Raw genomic sequence first — 26612 nt, 5'->3', positions numbered from 1 at the left:
TATACCTGTTAGAATTGCAGGCCTGCTTCACGAGCTGCATCAGCAATTGCCTGAATGCGGCCATGATAGATGTAGCCGTTACGGTCGAACACGACGCGCTCGATTTTCTGTTCCTTAGCGAGGCGAGCGATTTCGGTGCCAACCTTGGCTGCAGAAGCCTTGTTGGATTTAAGAGCTTCGCCGTCTTTGCTAAGAGTCAGTGTGGAAGCTGCTGCAAGGGTTACACCTTTGCAGTCATCCACGAGCTGAGCGTAGATATGCAGGTTAGACCTGAAGACAACGAGACGCGGACATTCAGCAGTGCCTGAAATCTTTTTGCGGATGCGAACTTTACGACGCAACCTTTTTTCGTTCTTGGACTTCATCTGTCTACACCTGCCTATTTACCTGCAGACTTACCGGCTTTGCGGCGGATCTGCTCATTATCGTATTTAATGCCCTTGCCTTTGTAAGGTTCTGGCGGACGAACACGACGAACGGTAGCTGCAAACTCACCTACGAGCTGCTTATCGATGCCGCTAATTGTCAGCTTGTTACCCTCAGCTTTTGCCTCGAGTCCTTCTGGAAGAGGCATAGAAACTGGATGGGAGAACCCAACTGCAAGTTCAACATTGTTTCCCTTTACCGCAACTTTGTAACCAACACCGTTAACTTCGAGAGTCTTGGAGAAGCCTTTGCTTACACCTTCGATGCAGTTAGCAATGAGAGTGCGGCGGAGACCGTGCTGTGCACGTGCTACGCGGGACTCATCTTTGCGGGTAATTACTACGTTGCCATCAGCAATTTCGTAATTGAGGGTAGCTTCTACAGGGGTAGAAATGCTGCCCTTAGGGCCCTTTACATTAATAGCTTCGCCAGCAATCTTAACTTCAACGCCGGAAGGGATTGCTACTGGCTGCTTACCAATACGTGACATGACTGCACCCGCTACCAGATTTCGCAGAGGATTTCGCCGCCAGCATTAGCTTCTTTAGCAGCGTTTCCTTCTAGTACACCACGGGAGGTGGACAGGATACAAATACCGAGACCGTTCTGAACGGATGGTACATCCTGAGCACCTACGTAAACACGACGACCTGGCTTAGAGATACGCTTGAGGCCAGCGATTACAGCTTTACCTTTTACGTATTTCAAAGTGATCTTAATTTCACGATCTTCAACAGTGTAGTCGTTTACGTAACCCTCAGCCTTGAGGATGGAGGCAATGGATTCCTTCATCTTCGAGCGCGGCACACTCACTTCCTTATGAAGGGCCAAGTGCGCGTTGCGGACACGGGTAAGCATGTCAGCAATAGGATCAGTCAGCATCTAAAACTCCTTGTGACTTACCAGCTCGATTTACGAACGCCTGGAAGCTCGCCGCGCAGAGACATCTGGCGGAAGCAGATACGGCAAATGCCGAAGCGACGCATAAATGCGCGTGGGCGTCCACAAATAGGACAACGATTATATGCACGTGCACTAAATTTAGGCTTACGTGCAGCTTTTACTTCAAGAGACTTACGAGACATCTTTGGTTCTCCTTACTTCTTGAAAGGCATTCCGAGCTGATCAAGCAGGAATTTGCCTTCTTTGTCAGAGGAAGCGGTAGTAACGATGGTGATGTTCATACCGAAGGCATTATCAACACGATCTGCTTCCATTTCAGGGAAGATGGTGTGTTCTTTAATACCTAAGGTAAAGTTACCACGACCATCAAAACCACGATCAGGGATACCGCGGAAGTCACGTACACGAGGCAGTGCAAAGTTAACGAGCTTATCGAGGAAGTCCCACATTACTTTACCGCGAAGAGTTACACGACAGCCAATTGGCATGCCTTCACGCAGTTTAAAAGCAGCGATAGACTTCTTAGCACGAGTAACAACGGCCTTCTGACCAGCAATGGCGGTAAGAGCAACAACAGCATCTTCGAGGATTTTGTTGTTAGAGCTTGCTTCGCCAAGGCCGATATTGAGGGAGATCTTTTCCAGCCCGGGAACCTGCATAGGTCCTTTGTACTGGAACTCTTTCTGCAGGGCCGGCACCACGTTATCTTTGTAGATCTTATTCAGACGGGTCATCGTCTTTCACCCTACCCAAGAATTTCGTTACACTTCTTGCAGAAGCGCACTTTTTTACCGTCTTCGGTGCGGCGGTAACCTACGCGAGTAGGTTCAGCACAAGCACCACACATGACCATTACGTTGGAAACGTGAATAGGCATTTCTTTTTCGACGATTCCACCAGGCTGCTGTGCATACGGGTTCGCCTTAGTATGGCGCTTAACCATATTTGCACCTTCGACAACTACACGATCTTTCTTACGAAGGATCTTAGTAACCTTGCCGATTTTGCCTTTGTCCTTACCGGAGGTTACCATGACCTTGTCGTCTTTATGGATACGATACTGTTTCATGGTTGCTCCTACAATACCTCAGGTGCGAGGGATACAATCTTCATAAAACCTTTACCGCGAAGTTCGCGTGCAACTGGTCCGAAGATACGTGTACCAACAGGCTCGCCCTGTTTGTTCAGCACAACTGCTGCGTTGGTGTCGAACTTGATGTAAGTGCCATCTACGCGACGAATTTCTTTCTTCGTGCGCACAACAACAGCTTTCATCACGTCACCTTTTTTCACCTTAGAATGAGGCATAGCCTCTTTCACGGATACTACGATGATGTCGCCTACGGAAGCATAACGGCGTTTAGAACCGCCGAGTACTTTAATACAAGCAACTTTTTTGGCACCGGAGTTGTCCGCTACTTCAAGAGTAGATTCTACCTGAATCATAGCAAACCCCTAAACGGCTTTTTCCAAAATAGAAACGAGATGCCAGCGTTTGTTGCGACTGAGTGGACGGAACTCGATGATTTTTACTTTATCACCCATTGCACACTCGTTGTTAGGGTCGTGAGCAGTAAACTTCTTACGACGACGAATGTACTTTTTAAGAAGAGGGTGCTTTACGAGTGTCTCAACGCGAACAACAATAGTTTTGTCGTTCTTGTCACTCACAACAGTACCAACGAGCGCGCGACCCTTCCGCTGTTCAATAGCTTCGGACATTTTACGCTCCCTTTTCCTTCAAAATGGTCAAAATACGTGCAATAGCACGTTTTGTAGCAGGAATACCGGAAGTATTATCAAGCTGTGCAGTTGCATGCTTGAAACGCAAGTCAAAAAGTTCCTTGCGTGCTTCTTCCAGCTTAGTGTTGAGTTCTTCAACGCTAAGTTTTTTAAGTTCTGCGGCTTTCATTCTAGAGCCCCTCCTTAACCACGATAGTAGTCTTGATAGGAAGCTTGTAAGATGCACGTTTCAGCGCTTCTTTAGCAAGCTCGATATCAACACCCTTGATTTCGTACAGGATACGACCAGGCTTAACAGGTGCGTACCAACCACATGGAGCACCCTTACCTTTACCCTGACGAACTTCGAGAGGTTTAGAGGTCTTTACGTGATCCGGGAAGATACGGATCCAAACTTTACCACCGCGTCGAATGTGACGGATCATCGCAATACGAGCAGATTCAATCTGCTGGTTGGAGATCTTGCCATGTTCGAGCGCTTTCAAACCGATGTCACCGAAAGCAATGCTGTTGCCACGGGTAGCTTTACCCTTAAGGCGACCAGTCTGCTGCTTACGGAATTTAGTCTTTCTAGGCTGAAGCATTACTGCCCTACCTCACTGTCAAGGATTTCGCCTTTGTAGATCCAGACTTTAATACCGATGATACCGTAAGTGGTAGAAGCTTCTGCAAAACCGTAGTCGATATCAGCGCGCAGAGTCTGAAGCGGAACCTGACCTTCACGGTACCATTCGGTACGTGCGATTTCGGCGCCTGCCAGACGGCCAGCACAAGACACTTTGATACCTTCTGCGCCAAACTTGCGAGCCATAGAAACGGTGCGTTTCATAGCGCGGCGGAAAGCAACACGGCGTTCCAGCTGCATAGCAACGTTTTCAGCTACAAGCTGAGCATTGGTTTCAGGGCGACGGATTTCGTTTACTTCGATAGAGAATTCGCGCTTAAATTTGCCACGAAGATCAGCACGAAGCTTTTCGATTTCTACGCCCTTACGGCCGATGACAATACCCGGACGTGCTGTGCTAAGAATAAGACGAACTTTTCCGCCAGCACGTTCGATTTCAATGTCAGCAATACCTGCATGATACAGGGCCTTTTTTACGTACTTACGAATCTTGCTATCTTCGAAGACAAAGGCAGGATATTCTTTTTTGCTGAACCAGCGGGATCTCCAGTTCTTGTTAAAACCAAGACGGAAACCATATGGATGTACTTTCTGTCCCATAACTGTATCCTAACTTTCTTCGAGAATGACAGTGATGTGGCTGGTACGCTTCAGGATGCGAGTTGCGCGACCCTGTGCACGAGGCATAAAGCGTTTCCAGGTTGGACCCTCGTTGACGATAACCTGTTTCACCACGAGAGCATCCACATCAGAGCCAGGCACCTGTTCGGCGTTGGCGATTGCAGAGTGCAGCACTTTATTAATTACAGCTGCACCTTTGTTCGGGGTGAACTTAAGGATATTTACAGCGTCTTCTACTGGCAGACCCACGATGTTTTTAGCAACAAGACGGGTTTTGCGTGTAGATACGCGTACGAACTTGGCGGTTGCTTGAGCTTGCATATTACTTCACCTGCCCTAGCGTTTAGCCTTGCTCTTTTTGTCGGCAGCATGGCCGTAGTAAGTGCGGGTCGGGGAGAATTCACCGAGTTTGTGACCTACCATGTTTTCAGTCACGAATACTGGGATAAATTTCTTACCGTTGTGAACCGCAAAAGTAAGGCCTACCATTTCAGGAAGAATCATGGAACGACGGGACCAAGTCTTGATCACGCGGCGATCGCCACTTTCCTGAGCCTTCTCAACTTTTCGGAGAAGATGGTCGTCGACAAAAGGACCTTTTTTAAGAGACCTAGGCATTTTCTACTCCTACTTCTGACCGCGACGCTTAACGATAAGCTTGTTGGAAGCTTTCTTCTTGTCGCGAGTCTTGTAGCCTTTGGTAGGTACGCCCCATGGGGTAACCGGATGGCGACCACCGGAGCTACGACCTTCACCACCACCGAGTGGGTGATCGATAGGGTTCATTGCAACACCACGAACTTTCGGACGGTTACCGAGCCAGCGGTTACGACCAGCTTTACCGATGCGAATTTTTTCGTGAGTTACGTTACCAACCTGACCAACAGTTGCGATACAGGTCAAGAGAACCTTGCGAACTTCACCGGAAGGCATACGCAAGAGAGCATATTTACCTTCTTTAGCAACGAGCTGTGCATATGCACCAGCAGCACGACAGAACTGACCGCCACGGCCTGGAGCAAGCTCGATGTTGTGAATGATGGTACCAACCGGAATCTTGCTCATTGGAAGAGCGTTACCAGGTTTGATGTCTGCAGTTTCACCTGCAATAACAACATCACCCTGTTTTACGCCAACTGGAGCAATGATGTAACGCTTCTCGCCGTCTGCGTAGTGCAGAAGTGCGATACGAGCGGAACGGTTAGGGTCGTATTCGATGTGTGCAATAGTTGCAGGGATATCGAACTTGTTACGTTTAAAATCGATGATACGGTAAAGACGTTTGTGTCCACCGCCACGACGACGCTGAGTAATACGACCGTAGTTGTTGCGACCTGCTTTTTTGGACAGGCCTTCAGTCAGAGACTTCTCAGGGGTGCTACGAGTGATTTCCTCGAAAAGGGAAATAGTCTGGGAGCGACGACCCGGAGAAGTAGGCTTAAGCTTACGAACAGCCATTGCTTACACTCCCTCGAAGAATTCGATTTTTTCGCCAGCGGCCAGAGTCACGTACGCCTTTTTGAAGCCAGAGATCTGACCGACGGTACGGCCATGACGCACTCTAGGCTGTGGGCGACGTTTCACTACGTTAACACCTGCAACTTTTACGTTGTAGGCTTCTTCTACTGCCTTCTTGATCTCAATTTTGTTAGCAGATGGTGCTACAAAAAATGTAACCTGCTGTGCTTCTTCCTTAAGGAAGGTAGCTTTTTCAGATACAAGCGGCTTGATGAGGATCTTAGTATAATTCATGTGACCCTACCTCTACTTCAGTCGTTCCTGAACGGATTCAACAGCACCTTCGAGCAGAACAAGCTGCTTGTGACGGAGCACGTCGTATACGTTCAGCTGCTCAACAGACTGTACAGTGATGCCTGGGAGGTTACGTGCGGAAAGAACGAGCTTTTCATCAATGTCTTTTACAACGATGAGTGCTTTGTTCAGACCGAGTGCCTCAGCAACACCAGCCATGAGCTTTGTCTTTACTTCTGGCAGTTCGATGCCATTAACGACCATGAGATTCTCACCAGCAAGGCGGGAAGACAGAGCCATTTTAATAGCAAGGCGACGAACCTTTTTATTTACCTTAAACCCATAGTCACGAGGCTGTGGGCCAAAAATCACAGCACCACCACGCCAGATTGGGGAACGGGAGGAACCAGCACGAGCACGGCCAGTACCTTTCTGACGCCAAGGTTTAGCGCCACCGCCACGTACATCGGAGCGGCCCTTAACTGCGTGGGTACCTGCACGCTTAGCTGCACGCTGTGCGCGTACAACAAGGTTCAGGATCTCGGGTTTTACCTCGACCTCGAACACTTCAGGAGCAAGAGTGATTTCACCAGCTTCTGCTTTGTTCTGATCGTATAATTTTACAACAGCCACTGTAGTACCCCTTTACTGCTTACGTACCAGTACAAGGCCATTCTTAGGACCAGGTACTGCACCCTTAACCAGGATGAGGTTCTCATCGGCGCGAACAGCGACGACTTCGAGGTTAGATGTGGTCTGACGAACGTTACCCATGTGACCAGGCATTTTTTTGCCTTTGAACACTTTACCTGGGAATGTTGCGTGACCAATGGAGCCTGGGGAACGATGCACTTTTTCGTGACCGTGGGATGCAGGCATACCACCGAAGTTCCAGCGCTTCATTACGCCCTGGAAGCCTTTACCAATTGTAGTGCCGGTCACACGAACTTTTTCGCCTGCAGCGAAGATCTCTGCAGTGATGTCCTGACCAACTTCCAGTTCTGGTGCTTCCTCGAGACGAATTTCGCAAGTGTTGCGGAACAGACCGCGGCCAGCTTTCTCAAAGTGACCACGCATTGCTTTGGTTACGTGCTTTTCTTTAGCATCGCCAAAAGCAATCTGTACTGCATTATATCCGTCAGTAGCCGCATCTTTTTTCTGGATTACTGGACATGGACCTGCTTCGATAACAGTAACTGCAACAGCAGAACCATCGTTAGCGAAAATACGGGTCATGCCTACCTTGCGGCCCAAGATTCCTAATTTCTCAGTCATGATTACCTCTCGCTAGAGTTTAATCTCAACGTCCACGCCAGCAGGTAGACTGAGCTTTCCGAGAGCATCAACTGTCTGTTGAGTAGGCTCAAGGATATCCATAAGACGCTTGTGGATGCGCATTTCGAACTGCTCGCGAGACTTTTTGTCTACGTGTACAGAACGGTTGACCGTGAACTTGTGAATGTTTGTTGGGAGTGGGATTGGACCAGCAACCCCTGCACCCGTGTTGCGCGCCGTATCAACGATCTCTGCCACAGCCTTATCAAGGATGCGGTAATCGTAAGCTTTAAGCTTAATTCTGATACGATCACTGCTAACAGTTGTCATAGTTTATTACTCCATATTAGGGATACGAGACCCTTACCTGTGATCATCCCGTGAGGGGGAATGATCCTAACTGCAATAAGCAGAAATTTCCTCACGATGGTACAAGATGAAATCTCTGTAAAGTAACGGCTAAACAGATGCATCTTGCCCTAGTAACGACAGAGGACAGGTGAACTCGTTCTGAGTTCGAAATTTGTCTTTCGTAAATAATGGAGAAAAGAAGAGAGGGAATTGTGATGAGTGACAAGCCTACCCAGCCTGACAACATCCAAAGACCTCTACTCCACTATCTGCGAAGAACGCCCAAATGTCGTCAGCCTAGCCTGCGTATGATTGATAGATACAATATACGCAAGGGGCCCGCAGGGGTTCCAAGATGCAAGTGGTAAATACACTTTAAATTGTATGTGCACCTTACAGCAAAACACGGTCTTTGCTGGAACGGCACGACATAATGCAGCATCAAGAAACGCCTGCAAATGTCAAAAAACAGCAGAATGGGCTCAACCCATTCTTAACCTCCAAATTTGTGAGGAGGAGTTTTGAAGCTTGAAACAAACAGTGTTCGCCTCAAGCGAGAAAGACTTATATGTGAGACCAGCTTTAACGTCAACACCTTTTTCGCATTTTTTTTAATGCGGTGTTGAAATATACTTAGCCTACCCTTTCTAACCAGAAAAGCTCCGGCCATCTTACGATGACCGGAGCATTATATCGCCTGATTACTCAGGTACTAACCCTTGCTGCTGATGATTTCTTCAGCAATGGAGTTAGGTACAGGCTCGTAGTGATCGAACTGCATGGTGAAGTTCGCACGACCCTGGGTTTTGGAACGAAGGTCAGTTGCGTAACCGAACATTTCGGAAAGCGGAACCATCGCATCAATAACCTGAGCGTTAGCACGGGTGTTCATACCCTGTACGCGACCACGACGACCGTTAAGGTCACCCATTACGTCGCCAAGGTATTCTTCAGGAGTTACAACCTCTACGCCCATGATAGGCTCGAGGATCTGAGGACCAGCCTTCTTACAAGCTTCTTTAATTGCCATGGAACCAGCAATGTAGAAAGCCTGCTCGGAGGAGTCAACGTCGTGGTAAGAACCGAATACGAGGTTTACTTTAACGTCAACAGTTGGGAAGCCTGCGTATACGCCGGACTTCAGTGCTTCCTGAATACCTTTGTCTACTGCAGGGATGTATTCTTTAGGAATAACACCACCAGTAATGGAGTTAGTGAACTCGTAACCTTTTTCTGGGTTAGGCTCGATTTCAATAACAACATGACCGTACTGACCGCGACCACCAGACTGCTTAGCGTACTTGTGATCTTCTTTAGCAACCTTAGTGATAGTTTCACGGTATGCTACCTGCGGCTTACCTACGTTAGCGTTAACGCTAAATTCGCGGGTAAGACGGTCAACGATGATGTCGAGGTGAAGCTCACCCATACCGGAGATAAGGGTCTGACCAGTTTCGTCATCACCTTTAACGCGGAAGGATGGGTCTTCTTTAGCGAGCTTAGCAAGAGCTGCGGACAGAGCGTCACGGTCAGCTTTTGTTTTAGGCTCAATAGCAACTTCGATAACTGGATCTGGAATATCGAGAGACTCGAGCACTACTGGACGATCCATCGCACAGATGGTGTCACCAGTAGAGATGTTTTTCAGACCTACAACAGCTACGATGTCACCAGCGTATGCTTCTTTGATCTCTTCACGTTTGTTAGCGTGCATCTTGAGAAGACGACCAACACGTTCTTTTTTACCGGTGTTAGAGTTAAGAATGGTCATACCAGACTCAATTTTACCGGAGTAGATACGGGTGAAGGAAAGGTGACCAATGTATGGGTCAGAAGCAAGCTTGAACACGAGAGCGGAGAAAGGCTCTTTGTCGTCACATGGACAAGGGATTTTCTCTTCTTCGTTATCTGGGTTTGCGCCTTCCATTGCTGGAATATCAACCGGACTTGGGAGGTAATCAACTACTGCGTCGAGCAGTGGCTGTACGCCCATGTTACGGAATGCAGAACCGCAGAATACAGGAACGATGGAACGGGAAATAGTAGACTTACGTACTGCAGATTTAATTTCTTCAACAGTGAGTTCTTCACCGCCGAGGTATTTTTCGAGAAGAGCTTCGTCTTCTTCTGCAATTGCTTCCATCATTTCCATGCGTTTTTCGTCAAAGAGGTCCTGCAGGTCTGCTGGAACTTCTTTAACTTCAAACTCAGCACCTTTGGTAGCTTTATCGTAGTAAACAGCATCGCCGGTTACGAGGTCAATAATGCCTTCAAAGTGGTCTTCAGCACCGATTGGAATCTGGAGAGAAATAGGCTTAGCACCGAGACGCTCGGAGATCATGCCTACTGCACGCCAGTAGTCGGAACCGATACGGTCCATTTTGTTGATGAAGCAGATACGAGGTACACCGTAACGGTCAGCCTGACGCCATACGGTCTCAGACTGAGGCTCAACACCTGCAACAGCGTCAAATACACAAACGGTACCGTCAAGAACACGGAGGGAACGTTCTACTTCCATGGTGAAGTCAACGTGACCAGGGGTGTCAATGATGTTTACGCGATGGTCATTCCAGAAACAGGTAGTTGCAGCAGAGGTAATGGTAATACCACGCTCTTTTTCCTGTTCCATCCAGTCCATAGTGGACTCACCTTCGTGTGTTTCACCAATTTTATGAGATACACCGGTGTAGTAGAGAATACGTTCTGTAGTGGTAGTCTTACCCGCATCAATGTGGGCCATGATACCAATGTTTCTCTGTTTTGATACAGCTATTTTACTAGACACAGTCAGCTCCTCAGATTACCAGCGGAAATGAGCAAAAGCTTTGTTAGCTTCAGCCATACGATGGGTGTCTTCTTTCTTCTTCACAGCACCACCACGGCTGTTGAACGCGTCAAGCAGTTCGCCAGACAGACGTGCAACCATGCCCTGCTCGCCACGACCGCGTGCATAGGTGATGATCCAACGAATAGAAAGAGAAACCTGACGGTCAGGACGAACTTCAACTGGAACCTGGTAAGTTGCACCACCAACACGGCGGGACTTAACTTCCAGATGAGGTTTTACATTTTCAATAGCTTTCTCAAAAGCACGAATTGCATCTTCGCCGGTTTTTTCAGCGAGAACGTCGAGTGCTTTGTAGAAGATTTTTTCTGCGGTGCTCTTTTTACCGTCAAGCATCAGACGGTTAACAAAACGAGCTGCCAGACGGCTTCCGTATACTGGATCTGGCAAAATCTCACGCTTAGGTACGGGTCCTTTACGAGGCATATCTATATTACTCCATTAACTACTTACTTAGGACGCTTCGCGCCGTACTTAGAACGGCCCTGGCGACGATCTGCAACACCCGCGGTATCAAGAGTACCACGTACGATATGGTAACGTACACCTGGTAAGTCTTTTACACGACCACCACGGATCATAACAACAGAGTGTTCCTGCAGGTTATGACCTTCACCAGGGATGTAGGCAGTTACTTCGATGCCGTTGGTGAGGCGTACACGAGCTACTTTACGCAGCGCGGAGTTAGGTTTCTTAGGTGTAGTGGTGTAAACACGAGTACAAACACCGCGGCGCTGTGGACAAGCCTGCAACGCTGGGGTTTTCTTACGTTTTACAACCTTCTTACGTTCCTTACGGATAAGTTGGTTGATAGTGGGCATTTTTCCTCCAAAGGAATTAATCAAAGTCGTTCGCTTAGTACAGGATGAGCAGCCCCGTTGTGTGGTGCAACTCAAATCACAACAAAAGCACTACCTAACCTTTAGTGGAGAACTAAAAGTTAGTTAGCCGCTCATCTATTCCAAACGGGGACTCGATGCAGCCCAGCAGCCCGCTCGGCATCGATAGTCAGACCCGTGAAATTTCGAATCAGGTACTTACGTCTTTTTCTTATGGGGTTCAAGTAATTTTTTCTATTTTTTTTCATATAATAATGTTGCTAACCAAAACAACGCCCTAATCATTTTATTAACCCCTCTTGTTCTATTTTTCACAAGAATTACACCCTCTCGAACGTCTTAATATACCAAATTTTTTACCTTCATTTGTACAATTATTCTCAAGCAACGACATTTCCCCTATTATTTTATTTTTTCTTGACAGCAACTGAACCTCTCAAGCACTTGATTTTCAAGGGTTAAAAAAGTTGACTTTTTACTCTTGACTTTTTGTCTATTTTTTCACAAACCATTCTCAAGCACTAAGCAGAATTTTTACAGACACAAGCGCAATCGTCTATCTGCTCAGTGTGATTACAAGATTGGCTTTATGAAAAACCAAATCGGTTATTCACAAGTTACAAACTTTTATATTCCGGAGGAAGGAAGTTATGTCTAAACTGGTAGCCCCACATGGTGGTAAAGGTCTCGTTTGTTGCCTGCTCGAAGGCGCAGAACTCGAAGCTGAAGTAAAAAAAGCTGAAGGCCTCAAAAAGCTCGACATCTCCGCTCGTGCAAAAGGCGACCTTATCATGATGGGTATCGGTGGCTTCTCCCCACTGAACGGTTTCATGGGTAAAGAAGACTGGAAGAACGTTTGTGAAAACTTCACTCTCGCAGACGGCACTTTCTGGCCTGTACCAGTTACCCTCGACGCTTCCAAAGAAGAAGCTGACGCAATCGCAGTTGGTGAAGAAATCGCTCTCGTTCGCGACGGTATCGTATTCGCTACTATGAAAGTAGAAGAAAAATTCGAAATGACCGAAGCAGACAAAAAATGGGAATGCGAAAAAGTTTTCAAAGGTGAAGGCGAAGAGTCTGCTGAAGACGTTTTCTGGAAAATCGCTCTTGAAGATCACCCTGGCGTAAAAATGGTTATGGCTCAGAAAGAAGTGAACCTTGCTGGTCCAGTTAAAGTTCTTTCTGAAGGCGAATACCCAGAAGAGTACAAAGGTGTTTACCTCCGTCCTGCAGAAGTTCGTGCTATGTTCGAAGAACGTGGTTGGTCTGAAGTTGCTGCTCTCCAGCTCCGTAACCCAATGCACCGTTCTCACGAATTCCTCGCAAAAATCGCTATCGAAGTTTGTGACGGCGTGCTCATCCACTCCCTCATTGGTAACCTCAAGCCAGGCGACATCCCTGCAGACGTTCGTGTAAAGGCTATTGACACTCTCGTTGAGCACTACTTCGTAAAAGACAACGTAATTCAGGCTGGCTACCCACTCGACATGCGTTACGCTGGTCCACGTGAAGGTCTGCTCCACGCTACTTTCCGTCAGAACTACGGCGTTAACAACATGCTCATCGGTCGTGACCACGCTGGCGTTGGTGACTTCTACGGTCTCTTCGAAGCTCAGGAAATCTTTGATCGTATCCCTACCCCAGCTGATGAAGGCAAAGCACTTCTTTGTAAGCCAATGAAAATTGACTGGACCTTCTACTGCTACAAGTGTGACGGCATGGCTTCTCTCCGTACCTGTCCACACACTAAAGAAGATCGTGTTATCCTTTCCGGTACTAAACTTCGTAAAGCACTCTCCGAAGGCGCTGAAATCCCAGATCACTTCGGTCGTGACGAAGTTCTCGTTATCCTTCGCGAATACTACGAAGGTCTTACCGAGAAAGTTGAAGTTAAAATGCAGGGCGCAGCTTCCGGCGAAGCAATGTAGCTTTAACTATGCTGATTATAAAAGGGGGATCGGTTATCCGATCCCCCTTTTTTATTTCCAAGTCAGCCAATTCTGTATCATTATATATAGCTATGTTAAAAGTTAATCAGCTAACAACCGAACAATATAAAAAAACTCTAGCGCTACATCGAAAAACACCTAGGAATATACTTCCATGCATCGCGCATAGAAACATCATATTCTAACGCCTTGGAATCCAAACTCTCCAAATACCGCCAATAAGCATTTGAATGATTTGGATGACGTACGTGCGCCAATTCATGCAATAAAATATACCGTAACAGCTCTGTCGGCAGAAGCATCAAACGAGCATTCAACGAGATTGTTCCACGACTGGAACAACTTCCCCATCGCCCTTTTTGAAGCCGTATTTGAACCTTTTTATAGGGAATTCCAACCTCTATAGAAACGTCTTCCAACAATTCCGGCAAGTACTCTTTTCCACATCGTACAAGCCAACAGCGAAGTAACTCGACCTTTTCACTCTCCGCAACGACATCAGGAAGCAAAACTGCCCGTTGTGTTTCAATTGACAACAATCCGGTGGTCGTACGAATAATCTTTTCTGCATCAACAAGTTTCTCAGAAATTGTTACGGCAGGCACAGACTGAATACTATACTCATAGCCCATCGACGGAAGAACTATTTGTTCTGGAACCAAGGGAGGTAGTTCTTCTATACGCTCTGGCAGATCAAGCCTTCTTGCGGCATTACGAATCCAGTCAGTACGTTTTTCGAGAATAGATGGAAGCCATTTAGTTTTAAAGGTCTCTGGAACCACAATTTCAAGTCCTTTTGACCGTGTAACCTTCAACCGAACATGTTTCGCACGCTTACTGCGAGTCAACGTGTATTCAAGGGTTCCATCATCGTTAAAGATCAAACCAATTCCTCCCAAACATAAAAATCGAGCTAATCCCTTTACCCGCATTTGCAATCACAGTACAGTCACCAAAATCGTGCGGCTAATCAAGTTCACAGCCAAGCCAGACTTTCTTACGAATTCTGGCAAAACAACACAACGATCTACTGTAACCTTCTGGAGATTTTTGCATGTCCCTTTCTAAGCGATCTGCATTCGGTCCTGCACTTGTTGCCATTGCCGGAGCAATTTTTTGTGCATTAAATGCAACACAAAATCTAGACTCTATCTGCATCACAACTGGCTGCGAAATTTTTAAGGACGTTTCAGTATTCGGAATTTCGTTATGGTGGATTGGTACGGCACTATTTACCACTCTCGCTCTACTAAATATTTTCAACTTTGCAACCACAGCCCTATTACTTGCCTTAACAGCAGTAATTATCGATCTCGGTTTTCTTTTGCTGATGATCTTTACAGCTCCCTGCGTCCCATGCCTTGGCTTTGCCGCCATTCTTTTCCTGCTGTTCTTTATGCAGTGCTCCATTCTAAAGCGTCGATCCGCACTGGTTATTCCACTTCTGGTAGTGTGGGCACTACTCTTTACACCAAATGTATTTTCAACAGTTAACGAAGAAATCGGCACATGGGCCATCTATGGCAAGCAGCAGTCTGATGTTCAGGTTTTCTTTTCACCTAGTTGCTCTACTTGCGTAAAGCTAGTACCAACCCTCTCCCAGAATGCTTCAGCAAACATCACGTACTATCCAATTGCTGAAAACGATGGGGACTTAGAAAAAATCTTCCTGATGCAAAAAGCAGTCAGCGAAGGCACCTCTATGTACATAGCCTTCAATAGGGCTATTCGCAGCACTGATGACTCAGTGAGATTGCCACTTTTGACCCGTCTGGAGCTTCATTGGAATCTTTTTAGAAATAAATCCAAACTTGCATCCATAGGGGTTAGTCGCATTCCTGTGCTCATTACAAACGGCGTTCCTCGTTCCTTACTTTCCAATAAAGAAAAGCAAGAAACCAAAGGGGATGTGCTGGATTTCACTGATGACTTTTCCGGTTGTTCAGAAGGCAATGAAGAACCTTGTGAGTAACTAACATTCCCTAGTTATTTTCTTTTCAGGCAGGCTGGTTGTCCAACCAATCCAATCGAATGTGTTGACGCAACCATGTAATCACATTATGTGAAAAAAATCATTTGAAACCGAGGGGCAGCGGGTAAGCACTATCACTCCTTGATGTCATACTTTTTTTTGGCAAATTACTTGGACAAATAGTGAAAAACGCTTTATAGGGTCTCCCGCTGGATTCCTTTTAGACCAAGCGAAGTAAGTCTATGCGACACCAGTTACAAGCTATTTTTTCTGAACATAAACAAGAGATTACCGAAGAATGGGTTTCTGCCATTTTCGGTACCTACGACATCGATACTGTAGGTTTCCTGCGCAGTCAGGATAATGCTTTTTTAAACCCTGTAGGGAACAAGACTAAAAATGCAGCTACAATTCTTATCGGTGCTCTCGTGGATGATAATTTAGACAGCGACGTCGTTACTCCGGCGGTTAACGAACTGATTCAGGTTCGCGCTATCCAGAAATTCGAAGCAGATCAGGCTATGTCTGTTCTCTTTGTTTTAAAAAGTATCATCCGTAAACACATAGTCCCCAAACTTTCTAAGTCCGAAGAATTTGCTGATCTTCTGGAACTAGAATCTAAAATAGATTCTCTGGCACTTGTGGGATTCCGTATTTATTCGGAATGCCGAGATAAAGTACAGAGAATGCGCGTTGATGAATTCAAAAGGAAGCACTTTCAGCTCTTGAAGAGAGCAGAACGTATATTGGAGAAACCGGTTGGGGAACCGGAATCATAACAACCAATAGCCTAGCAGCGAGGTAACGGAATGATTATTTCACTTCTCGCGGTTATTGCCTTAGGTATACTTGCCTGGATGGGATCAATGATGGGATTCCAGTATGTTTTGGCAGTTTGTTTACCTTACACAGCAGTAACCGTATTCCTTGTAGGTTTCGCATGGCGGATTTTAGACTGGGCAAAGCGCCCTGTTCCGTTCTGTATTCCTACTACAGGTGGCCAACAGAAGTCCCTTCCTTGGATTAAGCCTGCCACCCTCGATAACCCGTCCAATAAAGCGGGTGTTTGGGGACGCATGATCCTTGAAGTACTTTTGTTCCGCTCCCTGTTCCGCAACACTAACGTTTCAATCGAAGGCGACCGCGTAGTCTACTGGTCCTCTAAGTTCCTGTGGCTCTTCGCACTCATCTTCCACTACTCTTTCCTTATTATTTTTGTACGTCACTTCAGGTTCTTCGCTGAGCCGGTACCTTTCTTCGTGAATGGTGTCGAAATGCTCGACGGCATCCTGCAGATTGGTGCTCCACGTCTGTTTATGACTGGTCCACTGATTCTTGTAGCGCTTGCATACCTGATTGGCCGCCGTCTCTTTAATCAGAAAGTGCGTTACATCTCTCTTTTGAGCGATTACTTCCCACTTTTCTTGATTTTCGGTCTCTGTGCTACCGGCATTGCAATGCGCTACTTCCTCAAAGTAGACATCGCAACTGTTAAAGTTTTTGTAATGAGCCTGCTCCACTTCGCACCGGATACAGCAGCTCTCGCAAAAATCGGCAGCATTTTCTACGTACATATGTTCTTCCTTGCAGTACTCCTTATGTACTTCCCGTTCAGTAAGCTTATGCATGCTGGCGGTGTATTCCTTAGTCCGACCCGTAACATGGCAAACGACAGCCGCATGAAGCTGCACGTAAACCCATGGAACCCGGAAAAAGTATACCGCACATACGAAGAATACGAAAACGAGTTCAGGGTGCCTATGTTTGAGGCAGGTCTCCCGGTAGTGAAGAAACCGGAGGATAAGGAGTAGTTATGTCTAACATACCATCCGCTGAAGAGCTGATCAAAGTCAGCTACGATATGCCAAGTGAAAACTGGATGGACACCAAGCCTGAAATCACTGAGGGTGCGGTGGCATATCCAGCTAAGAAAGCGACCATGGAACCTCTTGGGATGCCTAATCCACACGATTGGAACCCATTTGAGGAAGATTGGCACCTCCCTGAAAACTGGGAAGAAATCATCTACAACGGTTTAAAAGAACGTCTTGAAAAGTACCGTTCTCTTAAACTTTTCATGGACATCTGTGTTCGCTGTGGTGCCTGTGCTGATAAGTGTCACTACTTCATCGGTTCCGGCGACCCTAAAAACATGCCTGTTCTACGTGCAGAGTTGCTCCGTTCTGTTTACCGTAAAGACTTTACCACTGCCGGTAAAATCCTTGGTAAACTTGCCGGTGCACGCAAGCTCGACAAAGACGTAATTAAAGAATGGTTCTACTACTTCTACCAGTGTACTGAATGTCGCCGCTGCTCCCTGTACTGCCCATACGGTATTGATACCGCTGAAATTACCATGATGGCTCGTGAGTTGCTGCATGAACTCGGTCTTGGTCTCCACTGGATCATGGACCCAGTAAGCAACTGTAACCGTACCGGTAACCACCTTGGTATTACTCCACACGCCTTCAAAGAAATCGTAGAATTCCTCTGCGAAGACATTGAAGAAGTGACCGGTATCTCCATCAACCCTACCTTCAACGAACCTGGTCATGAAGTTCTCTTCATTACCCCTTCTGGTGACGCTTTTGCTGAGCCAGGCATCTACACCTTCATGGGTTACCTGATGCTGTTTGAAGAAATTGGGCTTGATTACACCTTATCCACATACGCATCTGAAGGCGGTAACTTCGGTCTCTTCACATCATCCAGCATGATGAAGAAACTGAACGCTAAGATGTACGCTGAAGCTGAACGCTTAGGCTCCAAGTGGATTCTCGGTGGTGAATGTGGTCACATGTGGCGTGTTATCAACCAGTACATGTCCACAATGAACGGTCCAGCACCTTCTTGCATGGAAACTCCAGTAAGCCCAATTACTGGTACCGTGTTTGAAAACGCTCGTGAAACCAAAATGGTTCACATTGCAGAGTTTACCGCTGACCTCATTAAGCACAACAAAATCCGCCTTGATCCTTCACGTAACGATCACCTCAACGTTACCTTCCACGATAGCTGTAACCCAGCTCGTGGTATGGGTCTCCTTGAAGAACCACGTGAAGTCCTCAAGGCTGTATGTAACAACTACTATGAAATGCCTGAGAACACCATTCGCGAGCAGACTTTCTGCTGTGGTGCTGGTTCCGGTCTCAACACTGATGAGATCATGGAAATCCGCATGCGTGGTGCTCTTCCTCGTGGTAACGCTCTGCGTCACGTACAGGAAAAACACGGTGTTAACATGATGTCTTGTGTTTGTGCTATTGACCGTGCAACCCTGCCTCCGCTTGCTGACTACTGGGCACCGGGCGTAGACGTTTCTGGTATGCACGAGCTTGTAGCTAACGCTCTCGTTATGAAAGGCGAGAAAAAGCGTACTATGGACCTCAGGCAGGAAGAACTGCCAGGTATGGAGGATGAATAATCATGTATAACAGCAAGTATGTTATCTCCGGACTGGTAATCTTTTTAGCCGTTTTTTCTTACCCTTTCTGGGGCAATCTGGCTTCCAAAGACTACACCGGTCCTAAACTGAGCTTGCCTGCTGATCAGAAGCAGTGCATCGAGCCTGTTGAGTTTATGCGCGCTGAGCACATGACTCTGCTGAACCAGTGGCGCGACTCCGCACTTCGTGACGGCAAGCGTGTTTACGTTGCATCTAACGGTGCAACTTGGGAAGCAAGCCTGCAGAAAACCTGTATGAGCTGTCATACCAATAAGGCTGAGTTCTGTGACACTTGTCACCTTGAGAACGCCGTGGAACCATACTGTTGGACTTGCCACGTTCCGCCTAAGGGGAATGAATAATGAAACGTAGCAGAAGACAATTCCTTAAGGTTGCCAGCCTTTCTGTTGCAGGTCTTGGTGCTCAGCTTGCCGCTGGCGGCGTGACCAAAGCAGCTGCTGCTGTTAAACCTAGTTACAAAGAAGACGCTCTTGCGCTTAATGCTAAGCGCTGGGCTATGGTAATTGATACTCGCGAGTTTACTTCTAAAGAAGACTTTGATGCTTGCATCAACGCTTGTAACGTTGCTCACAACGTTCCTGAGATTCCAGGTAAAACTGAGATCAAATGGATCTGGAAAGACGCATACGAGCACACCTTCACTGAACCAACCAACAAGTATCAGTCAAAAGAAATTGAAGAACGTGAATACTTCATGCTCTGCAACCATTGCGAAAACCCTCCTTGTGTTCGCGTATGTCCAACTCAGGCTACTTACAAGCTTGAAAGCGGCATCGTTGCTATGGACTACCATCGCTGCATCGGTTGTCGTTTCTGCATGGCAGGCTGCCCATTTGGCGCACGTTCATTCAACTTCACTGACCCCCGCCCTTACATCAAAGACATCAACCCTAAGTTCCCTACCCGTATGATCGGTGTAGTTGAAAAATGTAACTTCTGTGTTGAACGTCTTGATGAAGGCAAGCTCCCAGCTTGTGTTGAAGCAGCTCAGGGCAAAATTCACTTCGGCGACCTTTCAGATCCTGAATCTGAAGTTCGTAAGTTGCTCGAAGAGAACTTCACACTTCGTCGTAAACCATCATTAGGCACTGAGCCTGGTGTATTCTACATAATTTAGGAGGCCCATCATGCTCGAAAAAGTTTTGAAAGGATCTCCAAAGTACTACATGTGGCTGGCTTTCCTTGGCGGCATCATCGGTATCGGTGCAATCACCTACCTGTTCCAGCTTCAATACGGTCTCGGCCTTACAGGCATGAACCGTGACGTAACCTGGGGCTTCTACATTGCTCAGTTTACCTACCTCGTAGGTATCGCTGCATCCGCTGTTATGCTGGTACTTCCAGCATACTTCCACGGCTACAAGCAGTTCAAGAAGATCATCATCTTTGGTGAATTCATGGCAATCGGCGCAGTTATCATGTGTATGCTCTTTATCGTTGTTGATATGGGTATGCCGCAGCGTATGCTGAACGTAATGCTGCACCCAACCCTTAACTCCGTTATGTTCTACGACATGATGGTACTTATCGGTTACCTCTGTCTTAACGCAATCATCGGTTGGAAAACTCTTGAGTGTGAACGCTTCCAGGTAGCTTACCCTAACTGGGTAAAATACCTCATTTACACTTCCGTAATTTGGGCGTTCTCTATCCACACCGTAACTGCGTTCTTGTCTCAGGGTCTCCCGGGTCGTCATTACTGGCTCACCGCTGTTCTTGCAGCTCGATTCCTTGCTTCTGCATTCTGCGCAGGTCCAGCTCTTCTTCTTCTCCTTCTTATGATCGTGAAGAAAATTGCTAAATTTGAGATTGGTAAAGAAGCTATCAAGACTCTTACCCTCATTATCACCTACGCAATGTGCCTCAACGTGTTCCTGTTCCTCTGTGAAGTATTTACAGCCTTCTACAGTAACATTCCTGGCCACATGCATCCGCTCCACTACCTCTTTGCAGGTACCGAGCAGGGTCTCCCTTGGGTAACTTACTGGATGTGGATTGGTGCAATCCTGGCTATCGCTAGCCTCGTTCTGCTCATTCCTACCTCCCTGCGTGAAAACATGAAGATCCTTCCATGGGCTCTCGGCATGCTCGTTCTCGCTACCTGGATTGACAAAGGTCTTGGTCTCATCATCGGTGGTTTCGCACCATCTCCATTTGAAACCTGGGCTACCTACGCACCAACTGTACCTGAGCTGCTGATCTCTCTCGGCATCTTTGCAGTGGGCGCATTCGTAGTGTCTATCCTCTGGAAGATCGCTATCGATGTGAAAAAAGAAGCTGGTACTCTGTAGTCCCTGTTCTTCTGAAAAAATTAGGGTCTGCCCATTGGGTAGACCCTTTTTTATTCCCTCACTACCTAAGCTTGATTTTCTTTCCCTCTTCCGTCACTCTTTCATTATGAAAAAACGCACTCCACACCCCCTACTTCAAGAAAACTGTTCTCCTGATAAAAACACTTCTTCCCCCCACACTACATTGTTACCACAATGTCCTACACAAAATTCTTATATAACGAAAAAACAGCCTGTTCTTGTTGATGAACTAATTGAATCTATCGCACAACGGAACATTGATGCCATGTCACCATCCCGTCTGCAAAAAAAGCAAAATCGAACTACGCTACACTCCGTTCTCAATTCAATTTTCTCTTCTTAAAATTACTAAGCGCCTACCAAACTCAAGTATTCATCACTTCTACATCTAGTTATATATTTTTATTTGATTTTCACTACACAACCCCTTTTTTTTTGATTAGGCTGCTATGTTTATAAGCAACCGAAAAATAAGACCTCGTCTTATTATGCAATACATTCGTCGCACTTCCCCTTAGTTTATCTTCCCTTCACCGCGCATTATCGTGCTCTGCGGCGTACTTTACGCATTCTCGGCTATTACTCAGCATTATGTCGGCTCAACTACGTAAGACCGACTTTGCATAGTGCATATCCTCATGGTGCAAAAAATGCCTTTCTGATCCAACGGTGTAACGAACCTGCTCTGAACAAGCTCCTTGCAGGCTTGTAAAAAACGAAGCTAAGCCGAAAATCCCCTGCGACACACTGAAAACCCTTTAACATTGTAGGATATTACCACGATGATTAAAAAGTTTTTACTGACCCTACTCATTCTATCCATGTCTATTCCCGCTTTTGCAGTTAACCCTCATCCTGGTAAAGGAATCACCATCCGCCCTGCACGTGCTACATGGACAACAGGCTACTTCCATGCAGTTATTATTGAAAAGGGACTGCGTGAACTAGGGTATACCGTAGAGAAAACTAAAGAACTTCCTGTTGCACTGTTCTTTAAGAGTCTAACACTAGGGGATGTAGATTACTGGCCAAACGGTTGGTTCCCACTTTATGAAAACCACCTTAATAAATACAAAGATTCTATTTCTGCAATCGGATACGTACTTAAAAAGCAAGCTCTACAAGGTTACCTTGTAGATAAAAAGCATGCAGAAAGCCTGAACATCAAATCTCTTGAGGACTTCAAACGTCCTGAAGTTCGTAAAGCATTTGATAAGGATGGAGATGGTAAGGCCGACTTAACCGGCGCCCCACATGGATGGAATACTGTAAAAGTCATCCAGATGCATATTGAGAAGTATGGACTTAAGGACCATGTTGAGCAGGTAAGTGCATCATATCAAGCAGCAATGGCAGCTAATATCGCCTCATACAAAAGCGGTGAGCCTATATTCTACTATACATGGACACCAAGCTGGACTGTCTACAGACTGGTGCCGGGAAAAGACGTTGTCTGGATTAATGTTCCGTTTAATATTCCAAACACCGACTCCAAAGAAGAACTTGAGCTTATGCACTTGAAAGATGTTGAAGGTGCAGCAACAAACCCAATTGATATGGGCTTCAGCGTTGCAAATATTCGTGTTGTCGCAAACAATAAATTTCTTGAACAAAACCCGCCAGCCAAGAAGTTTTTAGAACTTTTTACTATCGACCTAAGTGACTTAAACGAGCAATACGCAAAGCTCATGCGAGGCGAAAAATCAATGCGGGACATCAACCGCCATGCGGATGAATGGATTGAAAACAATCAGGACACATGGAACAATTGGCTTGATCAAGCACGTCGTACGGTTGAATAGCCCATTATTAATCCAACAAAAAGCCCCGCCTTCTTTCGAAAGCGGGGCTTTATTTTTTCAAAAACGAGTTTGTTTAGATGTAGTTAGCTACGAGGATTACAACACCACATACAGCTGCGGTCGCAATACCCATGCTACCACCCGGAGTCATGTAAGCAATCTGTTTTGCAGCCGCTTTAGCTTCGCGACGAAGTTTGTAGCTCATTGCACATGGCAAGAGGATGCAGATAACTGCGAGAGCTGCACCAGCATGAGCAAGCGCTGCAATAAAGCCACCCGGTGCAAGCAAGGATGCAATAAGAACTGGAACAAAAACAATAAAGGTTGTTCCTAAACGTTCCTTACCGGTGTTACCACGGTTCAGTGTTTCTGCCATCAAGTCAAACAGAGACAACGCAACACCAAAGAAAGAAGTAATAAGGGCAAACGCTGCGAAAATAGACAGAATAGTCTGAATAACAACGGAGCCGTTACACATAGATTTAATAAGTGAATCCACGCTACCACTCATGTGTACAATCTGATCGATTGGCACACTGCCAAGGGAGAGGAACAACCACAGCATGTAGCAGAGAAGTGGAAGCAATGTGCCCCAGAACATAATTTTAACAAGCTGTCTTGTGTTTGTTCCTACGACAGTAGTTACACTTGGAATACAGAAGTGGAATGAGAAAGAGGCAAACAGTACAGGGATTGCACCAACTAGATACTTATAGTCTGGTGTTGAACTAACCAGTACGCCAACATCAACGGTGGTGCTCAGGGTAGCAAATGCTATAGCCATTGCACCAAGCATACTTAAGAACAGCAAACTGTTACAGCGAACAATAGTGTTAGTGCCCAAGAACATAATTACAGCCATGACAGCTGCAAATACAACCGCACAGACACCTGTGCTGAACGGGTCACCGTTAACTCCGATCGCGCGGGCAATAATACCACCCATTGCAGTAACGTACGCAACAAGCACCGCATACAGAAGGAAAGCAAGACACACAACGGCAATTATCTGCCCCCATCTGCCAAGAACTTTCTTAACCATCATGTTTACGTTTAGGCCAGCTCCAACCTGAAGATTAACTTCAAGCAGGAGAAGGGAAGTGTAGAATGCCAAAGCCCACATGACCAGAAGCAGTACCATGCTGACTTTAAAGCCTAGAAAGCCAATTGCCATTGGCAGACCAAGCATTCCGGCACCGATAGTGGTACCAGCTACAACACATACTGCATCCAGAGATTGCGACTTCATAATGTTAAACCCCCATAGGTCATTTGTGCCCGCGCCCACACCTGATAAAAAACAAAATAGTGCCCGTAACCTGCCGAAACCGTTTTCGGGGCAGGTAGGTAACCACTTTCACTAGTGATACTTGTAAGGATAAAAAAGCGTGACAGTACTATTCGCCCTTTGTAGGTATGCTATTATTTTTCAATGTAAAACCTACTAAGTTGTGTGCAGCGATATAGTAACGATAGCAGCTTATGTAGTTGCGCGATTAATATTTATAGTCAGCACCAAGTACACGTTGTTGCGAGACAAGGTCAAGCACTGTAATGCATATTTTTTACGTTTCTGACAAAAATCTGCACTTTCAACCTGTTACAAAAATCCGTGTACGGCAGCGCTACAATAGTCATTTTCACAAAAATGTACAGCAGATATACATTTTTGTTTTCCAGTTTAACATTAATGTTCAATTCGACGTTGTCATTTTTGCTAAAAAAACATCCTTGCCTCTTTCATAAAAACTCACTATTAAGCCCTCGTCTTACTTTAAAAAAATGAGTGTACACGTACATCTTGTTTTTATTTTTTCTTTATTTACAGATACTTATTGAAGCAGAACTCTTGGCTTTTCAAGCTATTCTATTTTCAATGTACGGCGAAGACCTCCAGACCGATCCGAAAATCCAACCGGACCGCGCCTGTGTCCACCCAATGTGTTTTTATTATCTCATGGAGGATACACTGTGCGTTCATACGCTATTTTTAGCAGACGACCATTCCGTCCCGCTTTGCTTAATACTCTCACTTCCGGCTATAATTTCACACAATTTGCCAAAGATGTTGTTTCCGGCTCAACAGTAGGCATCGTCGCGCTGCCACTAGCGATGGCTTTTGCAATTGCCAGCGGCTGTTCACCGGAAAAAGGCCTCTTTACTGCAATCGTAGCCGGCTTCATCATTTCCGCTATCGGCGGTTCCCGTTTCCAAATTGGCGGCCCGACAGGGGCGTTTGTTGTTATTGTAGCTGGTATCATTGCAAGACACGGCTATGAAGGGCTTGTTGTTGCTACCTGCATGGCAGGTGTTATTTTGCTTGTTATGGGCTTTTGCGGATTAGGCAGACTACTAAAATTTATTCCGTATCCGGTAACAACCGGCTTCACTACGGGTATTGCCCTACTCATTTTTACTACACAGGTAAAAGATCTACTCGGACTTGAATTATCCGAGATTCCAGCTTCTTTTATTCCTAAAGTAGCTACCCTGGCACAAGCATCGCCAACCGCACATTTAGATTCCATTGCAGTAGCGGGAGCAACCCTTGCGACCATTTTCCTCACTCGTAAGTTCTTCCCAAGATTCCCGTCACATATTGCAGGAATCTTAGCAGCATCTGCTGTTACAATGATCTTCGGTCTGAATGTAGCGACTATCGGCACCCGCTTTGGTGGCATTCCGGCAGAACTTCCATCATTTGCTCTTCCGTCCAATCTTCCGGATCTCGCTGTAACTATGTTTCCAGATGCGATTACTATTGCACTGCTCGCAGCAATTGAATCTCTGCTGAGTGCTGTTGTTGCGGATGGTATGACTGGTGAACGCCATCATTCTTCCACAGAACTCATCGGACAAGGTGTAGCAAATATCGCGTCATCCCTATTCGGCGGCATTCCTGCCACCGGCGCAATTGCCCGCACCGCAACTAACATTCGTGCAGGCGCCTTCTCACCTGTATCCGGCATGGTGCACGCAATTGTTCTTGCCTTATTTGTTAAATTCTTTGCACCGATTGCGTCTGCAATCCCGCTCGCCAGCCTTGCCGGTGTTCTTACCTATGTTGCTTGGGATATGAGCGAACTTCCTAAATTCATTCATATTCTTCGTGCCCCTAAATCTGATGCAGCAGTTATGGTTTCCACCTTCCTGCTGACAGTTCTTATCGATCTCACTGTTGGAGTACAATTTGGTGTTGTGCTGGCCGCCCTGCTTCTGGTTGGTCGCATCAGCGATGCAACACAATTCCAAAACTGGGAACGTACAAAGGCTGCACCGGTGACACATACTCCATCACTGAATAGTGAGATTGAAGTCTATGAAATTAATGGTCCTTTCTTCTTCGGTTGTGCGGATCGCTTCTCACAGACCTTTTCGTTGATGCGCAAACCACCGCGTGTCATCATTTTTAGAATGCGACATGTTCACACCATTGATGCAACGGCACTACATGCAATTGAACTTGTACTGCTCCAGATGCAGCAACTCAATGTCCATGTAATGTTCTCCGGTGTTGATCCGTCCATCCAAAAACAGATGATTCGCTTCGGGCTGCTGTCATTTATCAGCAATGACGATATCAGCCATTCTTTTGGAACAGCATGGAAAAAAGCACATGAGCTGGCTGAAGAACAAACGGCCTCTCCAGTGTCAAATCCTGCCGTGGCGTAGTTCCATACAACCACTAAGGCCCTGCAACATATGTTGCAGGGCCTTTTTTTGTCTTC

Annotated in this window: 33 protein-coding genes; 10 read left to right on the top strand and 23 right to left on the bottom strand. The window is 46.3% G+C overall.

The features are described 5' to 3' along the window. Nucleotides 1-8 precede the first annotated feature (8 nt). The 21 genes from rplR to rpsL all read right to left on the bottom strand — a co-directional run bounded on the left by rplR (nt 9) and on the right by rpsL (nt 11365). Entirely contained in the window at nt 9-365 is a 357-nt protein-coding gene (gene rplR, locus BUR09_RS01435) for a 50S ribosomal protein L18 (protein ID WP_074215184.1), read from the bottom strand. A 14-nt stretch (nt 366-379) separates the two neighbouring features. Continuing rightward, nucleotides 380-916, bottom strand: a complete 537-nt coding sequence (gene rplF / locus BUR09_RS01430; protein WP_074215183.1) for a 50S ribosomal protein L6 — start codon at nt 914-916, stop codon at nt 380-382. An 11-nt stretch (nt 917-927) separates the two neighbouring features. After that, nucleotides 928-1308, bottom strand: a complete 381-nt coding sequence (rpsH, locus tag BUR09_RS01425) for a 30S ribosomal protein S8 (RefSeq protein ID WP_074215182.1) — start codon at nt 1306-1308, stop codon at nt 928-930. 17 nt (nt 1309-1325) lie between these two features. Then, entirely contained in the window at nt 1326-1511 is a 186-nt protein-coding gene (locus BUR09_RS01420; RefSeq protein WP_020001431.1) for a type Z 30S ribosomal protein S14, read from the bottom strand. Between the two features lie 12 nt (nt 1512-1523). Then, a complete protein-coding gene (gene rplE, locus BUR09_RS01415; protein ID WP_074215181.1) occupies nt 1524-2063 on the bottom strand; it encodes a 50S ribosomal protein L5 in 540 nt (179 codons plus the stop codon). 11 nt (nt 2064-2074) lie between these two features. Continuing rightward, the gene (gene rplX / locus BUR09_RS01410; RefSeq protein ID WP_066851508.1) at nt 2075-2398 is read right to left on the bottom strand and encodes a 50S ribosomal protein L24; all 324 of its coding nucleotides are present in this window, start codon (nt 2396-2398) and stop codon (nt 2075-2077) included. Nucleotides 2399-2406: 8 nt separating this feature from the next. Then, nucleotides 2407-2775: a 50S ribosomal protein L14 gene (gene rplN / locus BUR09_RS01405; protein WP_020001428.1), complete on the bottom strand. Its 369-nt coding sequence runs from the start codon at nt 2773-2775 to the stop codon at nt 2407-2409. Nucleotides 2776-2784: 9 nt separating this feature from the next. Further along, the gene (rpsQ, locus tag BUR09_RS01400) at nt 2785-3051 is read right to left on the bottom strand and encodes a 30S ribosomal protein S17 (RefSeq protein WP_074215180.1); all 267 of its coding nucleotides are present in this window, start codon (nt 3049-3051) and stop codon (nt 2785-2787) included. 1 nt (nt 3052) lies between these two features. Beyond that, a complete protein-coding gene (rpmC, locus tag BUR09_RS01395) occupies nt 3053-3241 on the bottom strand; it encodes a 50S ribosomal protein L29 (RefSeq protein ID WP_020001426.1) in 189 nt (62 codons plus the stop codon). A 1-nt stretch (nt 3242) separates the two neighbouring features. After that, nucleotides 3243-3656 (bottom strand): 50S ribosomal protein L16, encoded by a 414-nt coding sequence (gene rplP / locus BUR09_RS01390; protein ID WP_074215179.1) that lies wholly within the window; start codon nt 3654-3656, stop codon nt 3243-3245. Next, on the bottom strand, nt 3656-4297 hold the full coding sequence (rpsC, locus tag BUR09_RS01385; protein WP_074215178.1) for a 30S ribosomal protein S3: 642 nt from the start codon (nt 4295-4297) through the stop codon (nt 3656-3658). Before rpsC ends, rplP begins: the two co-directional genes overlap by 1 nt. A gap of 9 nt (nt 4298-4306) precedes the next feature. Continuing rightward, on the bottom strand, nt 4307-4639 hold the full coding sequence (rplV, locus tag BUR09_RS01380) for a 50S ribosomal protein L22 (protein WP_074215177.1): 333 nt from the start codon (nt 4637-4639) through the stop codon (nt 4307-4309). 15 nt (nt 4640-4654) lie between these two features. After that, nucleotides 4655-4936 carry a 30S ribosomal protein S19 gene (gene rpsS / locus BUR09_RS01375; RefSeq protein WP_074215176.1) on the bottom strand — a complete coding sequence of 94 codons (282 nt, stop codon included), beginning with the start codon at nt 4934-4936 and terminating at the stop codon, nt 4655-4657. A 9-nt stretch (nt 4937-4945) separates the two neighbouring features. Continuing rightward, nucleotides 4946-5776, bottom strand: coding sequence for a 50S ribosomal protein L2 (rplB, locus tag BUR09_RS01370; protein ID WP_074215175.1), 831 nt, complete (start codon nt 5774-5776; stop codon nt 4946-4948). A gap of 3 nt (nt 5777-5779) precedes the next feature. Then, complete coding sequence (rplW, locus tag BUR09_RS01365; protein WP_020001420.1) at nt 5780-6070, bottom strand: 50S ribosomal protein L23; 291 nt, start codon at nt 6068-6070, stop codon at nt 5780-5782. A gap of 12 nt (nt 6071-6082) precedes the next feature. Continuing rightward, nucleotides 6083-6703: a 50S ribosomal protein L4 gene (gene rplD / locus BUR09_RS01360; protein ID WP_074215174.1), complete on the bottom strand. Its 621-nt coding sequence runs from the start codon at nt 6701-6703 to the stop codon at nt 6083-6085. Between the two features lie 12 nt (nt 6704-6715). Then, nucleotides 6716-7345 (bottom strand): 50S ribosomal protein L3, encoded by a 630-nt coding sequence (gene rplC, locus BUR09_RS01355; protein ID WP_074215173.1) that lies wholly within the window; start codon nt 7343-7345, stop codon nt 6716-6718. A 12-nt stretch (nt 7346-7357) separates the two neighbouring features. Continuing rightward, nucleotides 7358-7675: a 30S ribosomal protein S10 gene (gene rpsJ, locus BUR09_RS01350; RefSeq protein ID WP_010938597.1), complete on the bottom strand. Its 318-nt coding sequence runs from the start codon at nt 7673-7675 to the stop codon at nt 7358-7360. A gap of 733 nt (nt 7676-8408) precedes the next feature. Next, complete coding sequence (fusA, locus tag BUR09_RS01345) at nt 8409-10484, bottom strand: elongation factor G (RefSeq protein ID WP_074215172.1); 2076 nt, start codon at nt 10482-10484, stop codon at nt 8409-8411. A 15-nt stretch (nt 10485-10499) separates the two neighbouring features. Further along, entirely contained in the window at nt 10500-10970 is a 471-nt protein-coding gene (gene rpsG / locus BUR09_RS01340) for a 30S ribosomal protein S7 (protein ID WP_074215171.1), read from the bottom strand. Nucleotides 10971-10993: 23 nt separating this feature from the next. Then, on the bottom strand, nt 10994-11365 hold the full coding sequence (gene rpsL / locus BUR09_RS01335; protein WP_020001415.1) for a 30S ribosomal protein S12: 372 nt from the start codon (nt 11363-11365) through the stop codon (nt 10994-10996). 668 nt (nt 11366-12033) lie between these two features. Here rpsL and sat point away from each other — a divergent pair. Further along, nucleotides 12034-13311 carry a sulfate adenylyltransferase gene (gene sat / locus BUR09_RS01330; RefSeq protein ID WP_074215170.1) on the top strand — a complete coding sequence of 426 codons (1278 nt, stop codon included), beginning with the start codon at nt 12034-12036 and terminating at the stop codon, nt 13309-13311. A 143-nt stretch (nt 13312-13454) separates the two neighbouring features. On the opposite strand, the gene BUR09_RS01325 is transcribed toward sat, so the two are convergent. Continuing rightward, a complete protein-coding gene (locus BUR09_RS01325; protein WP_074215169.1) occupies nt 13455-14216 on the bottom strand; it encodes a M48 family metallopeptidase in 762 nt (253 codons plus the stop codon). Nucleotides 14217-14386: 170 nt separating this feature from the next. On the opposite strand from BUR09_RS01325, the gene BUR09_RS01320 reads away from it, so the two are divergent. From BUR09_RS01320 to proX, 8 genes are all read left to right on the top strand, one after another. Beyond that, on the top strand, nt 14387-15304 hold the full coding sequence (locus tag BUR09_RS01320; protein ID WP_074215168.1) for a hypothetical protein: 918 nt from the start codon (nt 14387-14389) through the stop codon (nt 15302-15304). A 242-nt stretch (nt 15305-15546) separates the two neighbouring features. Next, nucleotides 15547-16083 carry an RsbRD N-terminal domain-containing protein gene (locus tag BUR09_RS01315; RefSeq protein ID WP_074215167.1) on the top strand — a complete coding sequence of 179 codons (537 nt, stop codon included), beginning with the start codon at nt 15547-15549 and terminating at the stop codon, nt 16081-16083. Between the two features lie 30 nt (nt 16084-16113). Beyond that, the gene (gene dsrM, locus BUR09_RS01310) at nt 16114-17115 is read left to right on the top strand and encodes a sulfate reduction electron transfer complex DsrMKJOP subunit DsrM (protein ID WP_074215166.1); all 1002 of its coding nucleotides are present in this window, start codon (nt 16114-16116) and stop codon (nt 17113-17115) included. Nucleotides 17116-17117: 2 nt separating this feature from the next. Continuing rightward, nucleotides 17118-18728: a sulfate reduction electron transfer complex DsrMKJOP subunit DsrK gene (gene dsrK, locus BUR09_RS01305; RefSeq protein ID WP_074215165.1), complete on the top strand. Its 1611-nt coding sequence runs from the start codon at nt 17118-17120 to the stop codon at nt 18726-18728. Between the two features lie 2 nt (nt 18729-18730). Continuing rightward, nucleotides 18731-19111: a sulfate reduction electron transfer complex DsrMKJOP subunit DsrJ gene (gene dsrJ, locus BUR09_RS01300; RefSeq protein WP_066851472.1), complete on the top strand. Its 381-nt coding sequence runs from the start codon at nt 18731-18733 to the stop codon at nt 19109-19111. Then, complete coding sequence (gene dsrO, locus BUR09_RS01295) at nt 19111-19887, top strand: sulfate reduction electron transfer complex DsrMKJOP subunit DsrO (RefSeq protein WP_074215164.1); 777 nt, start codon at nt 19111-19113, stop codon at nt 19885-19887. Before dsrJ ends, dsrO begins: the two co-directional genes overlap by 1 nt. 10 nt (nt 19888-19897) lie before the next feature. Further along, nucleotides 19898-21061 (top strand): sulfate reduction electron transfer complex DsrMKJOP subunit DsrP, encoded by a 1164-nt coding sequence (dsrP, locus tag BUR09_RS01290; RefSeq protein ID WP_074215163.1) that lies wholly within the window; start codon nt 19898-19900, stop codon nt 21059-21061. A gap of 803 nt (nt 21062-21864) precedes the next feature. Next, nucleotides 21865-22884, top strand: a complete 1020-nt coding sequence (proX, locus tag BUR09_RS01285; protein ID WP_074215162.1) for a glycine betaine/L-proline ABC transporter substrate-binding protein ProX — start codon at nt 21865-21867, stop codon at nt 22882-22884. Nucleotides 22885-22957: 73 nt separating this feature from the next. Here the strand turns inward: proX and BUR09_RS01280 are convergent, their stop codons facing one another. Next, on the bottom strand, nt 22958-24133 hold the full coding sequence (locus tag BUR09_RS01280; RefSeq protein WP_074215161.1) for an amino acid permease: 1176 nt from the start codon (nt 24131-24133) through the stop codon (nt 22958-22960). Between the two features lie 722 nt (nt 24134-24855). Between BUR09_RS01280 and BUR09_RS01270 the strand changes: the two genes are divergently transcribed. After that, nucleotides 24856-26556: a SulP family inorganic anion transporter gene (locus BUR09_RS01270; protein WP_074215159.1), complete on the top strand. Its 1701-nt coding sequence runs from the start codon at nt 24856-24858 to the stop codon at nt 26554-26556. The last annotated feature ends 56 nt before the right edge of the window (nt 26557-26612 follow it).

This window comes from Halodesulfovibrio marinisediminis DSM 17456, assembly GCF_900129975.1.
Classification (GTDB): Bacteria; Desulfobacterota; Desulfovibrionia; order Desulfovibrionales; family Desulfovibrionaceae; genus Halodesulfovibrio; species Halodesulfovibrio marinisediminis.
The sequence above is the reverse complement of the archived record's forward strand: the minus strand, read 5'-3'. Positions and strand labels throughout refer to the sequence as shown.

What these genes read in the sequence shown, in the direction of transcription:
- dsrP (WP_074215163.1), top strand. Translation starts at nt 19,898, where the DNA reads ATGCTCGAAAAAGTTTTGAAAGGATCTCCAAAGTACTACATGTGGCTG.
- rpmC (WP_020001426.1), bottom strand. Translation starts at nt 3,241, where the DNA reads ATGAAAGCCGCAGAACTTAAAAAACTTAGCGTTGAAGAACTCAACACT.
- rplW (WP_020001420.1), bottom strand. Translation starts at nt 6,070, where the DNA reads ATGAATTATACTAAGATCCTCATCAAGCCGCTTGTATCTGAAAAAGCT.
- rplB (WP_074215175.1), bottom strand. Translation starts at nt 5,776, where the DNA reads ATGGCTGTTCGTAAGCTTAAGCCTACTTCTCCGGGTCGTCGCTCCCAG.
- rpsC (WP_074215178.1), bottom strand. Translation starts at nt 4,297, where the DNA reads ATGGGACAGAAAGTACATCCATATGGTTTCCGTCTTGGTTTTAACAAG.
- dsrJ (WP_066851472.1), top strand. Translation starts at nt 18,731, where the DNA reads ATGTATAACAGCAAGTATGTTATCTCCGGACTGGTAATCTTTTTAGCC.
- rplE (WP_074215181.1), bottom strand. Translation starts at nt 2,063, where the DNA reads ATGACCCGTCTGAATAAGATCTACAAAGATAACGTGGTGCCGGCCCTG.
- rplX (WP_066851508.1), bottom strand. Translation starts at nt 2,398, where the DNA reads ATGAAACAGTATCGTATCCATAAAGACGACAAGGTCATGGTAACCTCC.
- rpsL (WP_020001415.1), bottom strand. Translation starts at nt 11,365, where the DNA reads ATGCCCACTATCAACCAACTTATCCGTAAGGAACGTAAGAAGGTTGTA.
- rplV (WP_074215177.1), bottom strand. Translation starts at nt 4,639, where the DNA reads ATGCAAGCTCAAGCAACCGCCAAGTTCGTACGCGTATCTACACGCAAA.
- proX (WP_074215162.1), top strand. Translation starts at nt 21,865, where the DNA reads ATGATTAAAAAGTTTTTACTGACCCTACTCATTCTATCCATGTCTATT.
- rplP (WP_074215179.1), bottom strand. Translation starts at nt 3,656, where the DNA reads ATGCTTCAGCCTAGAAAGACTAAATTCCGTAAGCAGCAGACTGGTCGC.
- BUR09_RS01315 (WP_074215167.1), top strand. Translation starts at nt 15,547, where the DNA reads ATGCGACACCAGTTACAAGCTATTTTTTCTGAACATAAACAAGAGATT.
- BUR09_RS01420 (WP_020001431.1), bottom strand. Translation starts at nt 1,511, where the DNA reads ATGTCTCGTAAGTCTCTTGAAGTAAAAGCTGCACGTAAGCCTAAATTT.
- BUR09_RS01320 (WP_074215168.1), top strand. Translation starts at nt 14,387, where the DNA reads ATGTCCCTTTCTAAGCGATCTGCATTCGGTCCTGCACTTGTTGCCATT.
- rplF (WP_074215183.1), bottom strand. Translation starts at nt 916, where the DNA reads ATGTCACGTATTGGTAAGCAGCCAGTAGCAATCCCTTCCGGCGTTGAA.
- rplC (WP_074215173.1), bottom strand. Translation starts at nt 7,345, where the DNA reads ATGACTGAGAAATTAGGAATCTTGGGCCGCAAGGTAGGCATGACCCGT.
- rpsG (WP_074215171.1), bottom strand. Translation starts at nt 10,970, where the DNA reads ATGCCTCGTAAAGGACCCGTACCTAAGCGTGAGATTTTGCCAGATCCA.
- rpsS (WP_074215176.1), bottom strand. Translation starts at nt 4,936, where the DNA reads ATGCCTAGGTCTCTTAAAAAAGGTCCTTTTGTCGACGACCATCTTCTC.
- sat (WP_074215170.1), top strand. Translation starts at nt 12,034, where the DNA reads ATGTCTAAACTGGTAGCCCCACATGGTGGTAAAGGTCTCGTTTGTTGC.
- dsrM (WP_074215166.1), top strand. Translation starts at nt 16,114, where the DNA reads ATGATTATTTCACTTCTCGCGGTTATTGCCTTAGGTATACTTGCCTGG.
- rplR (WP_074215184.1), bottom strand. Translation starts at nt 365, where the DNA reads ATGAAGTCCAAGAACGAAAAAAGGTTGCGTCGTAAAGTTCGCATCCGC.
- rpsH (WP_074215182.1), bottom strand. Translation starts at nt 1,308, where the DNA reads ATGCTGACTGATCCTATTGCTGACATGCTTACCCGTGTCCGCAACGCG.
- rpsQ (WP_074215180.1), bottom strand. Translation starts at nt 3,051, where the DNA reads ATGTCCGAAGCTATTGAACAGCGGAAGGGTCGCGCGCTCGTTGGTACT.
- BUR09_RS01280 (WP_074215161.1), bottom strand. Translation starts at nt 24,133, where the DNA reads ATGAAGTCGCAATCTCTGGATGCAGTATGTGTTGTAGCTGGTACCACT.
- rpsJ (WP_010938597.1), bottom strand. Translation starts at nt 7,675, where the DNA reads ATGACAACTGTTAGCAGTGATCGTATCAGAATTAAGCTTAAAGCTTAC.
- dsrK (WP_074215165.1), top strand. Translation starts at nt 17,118, where the DNA reads ATGTCTAACATACCATCCGCTGAAGAGCTGATCAAAGTCAGCTACGAT.
- rplN (WP_020001428.1), bottom strand. Translation starts at nt 2,775, where the DNA reads ATGATTCAGGTAGAATCTACTCTTGAAGTAGCGGACAACTCCGGTGCC.
- dsrO (WP_074215164.1), top strand. Translation starts at nt 19,111, where the DNA reads ATGAAACGTAGCAGAAGACAATTCCTTAAGGTTGCCAGCCTTTCTGTT.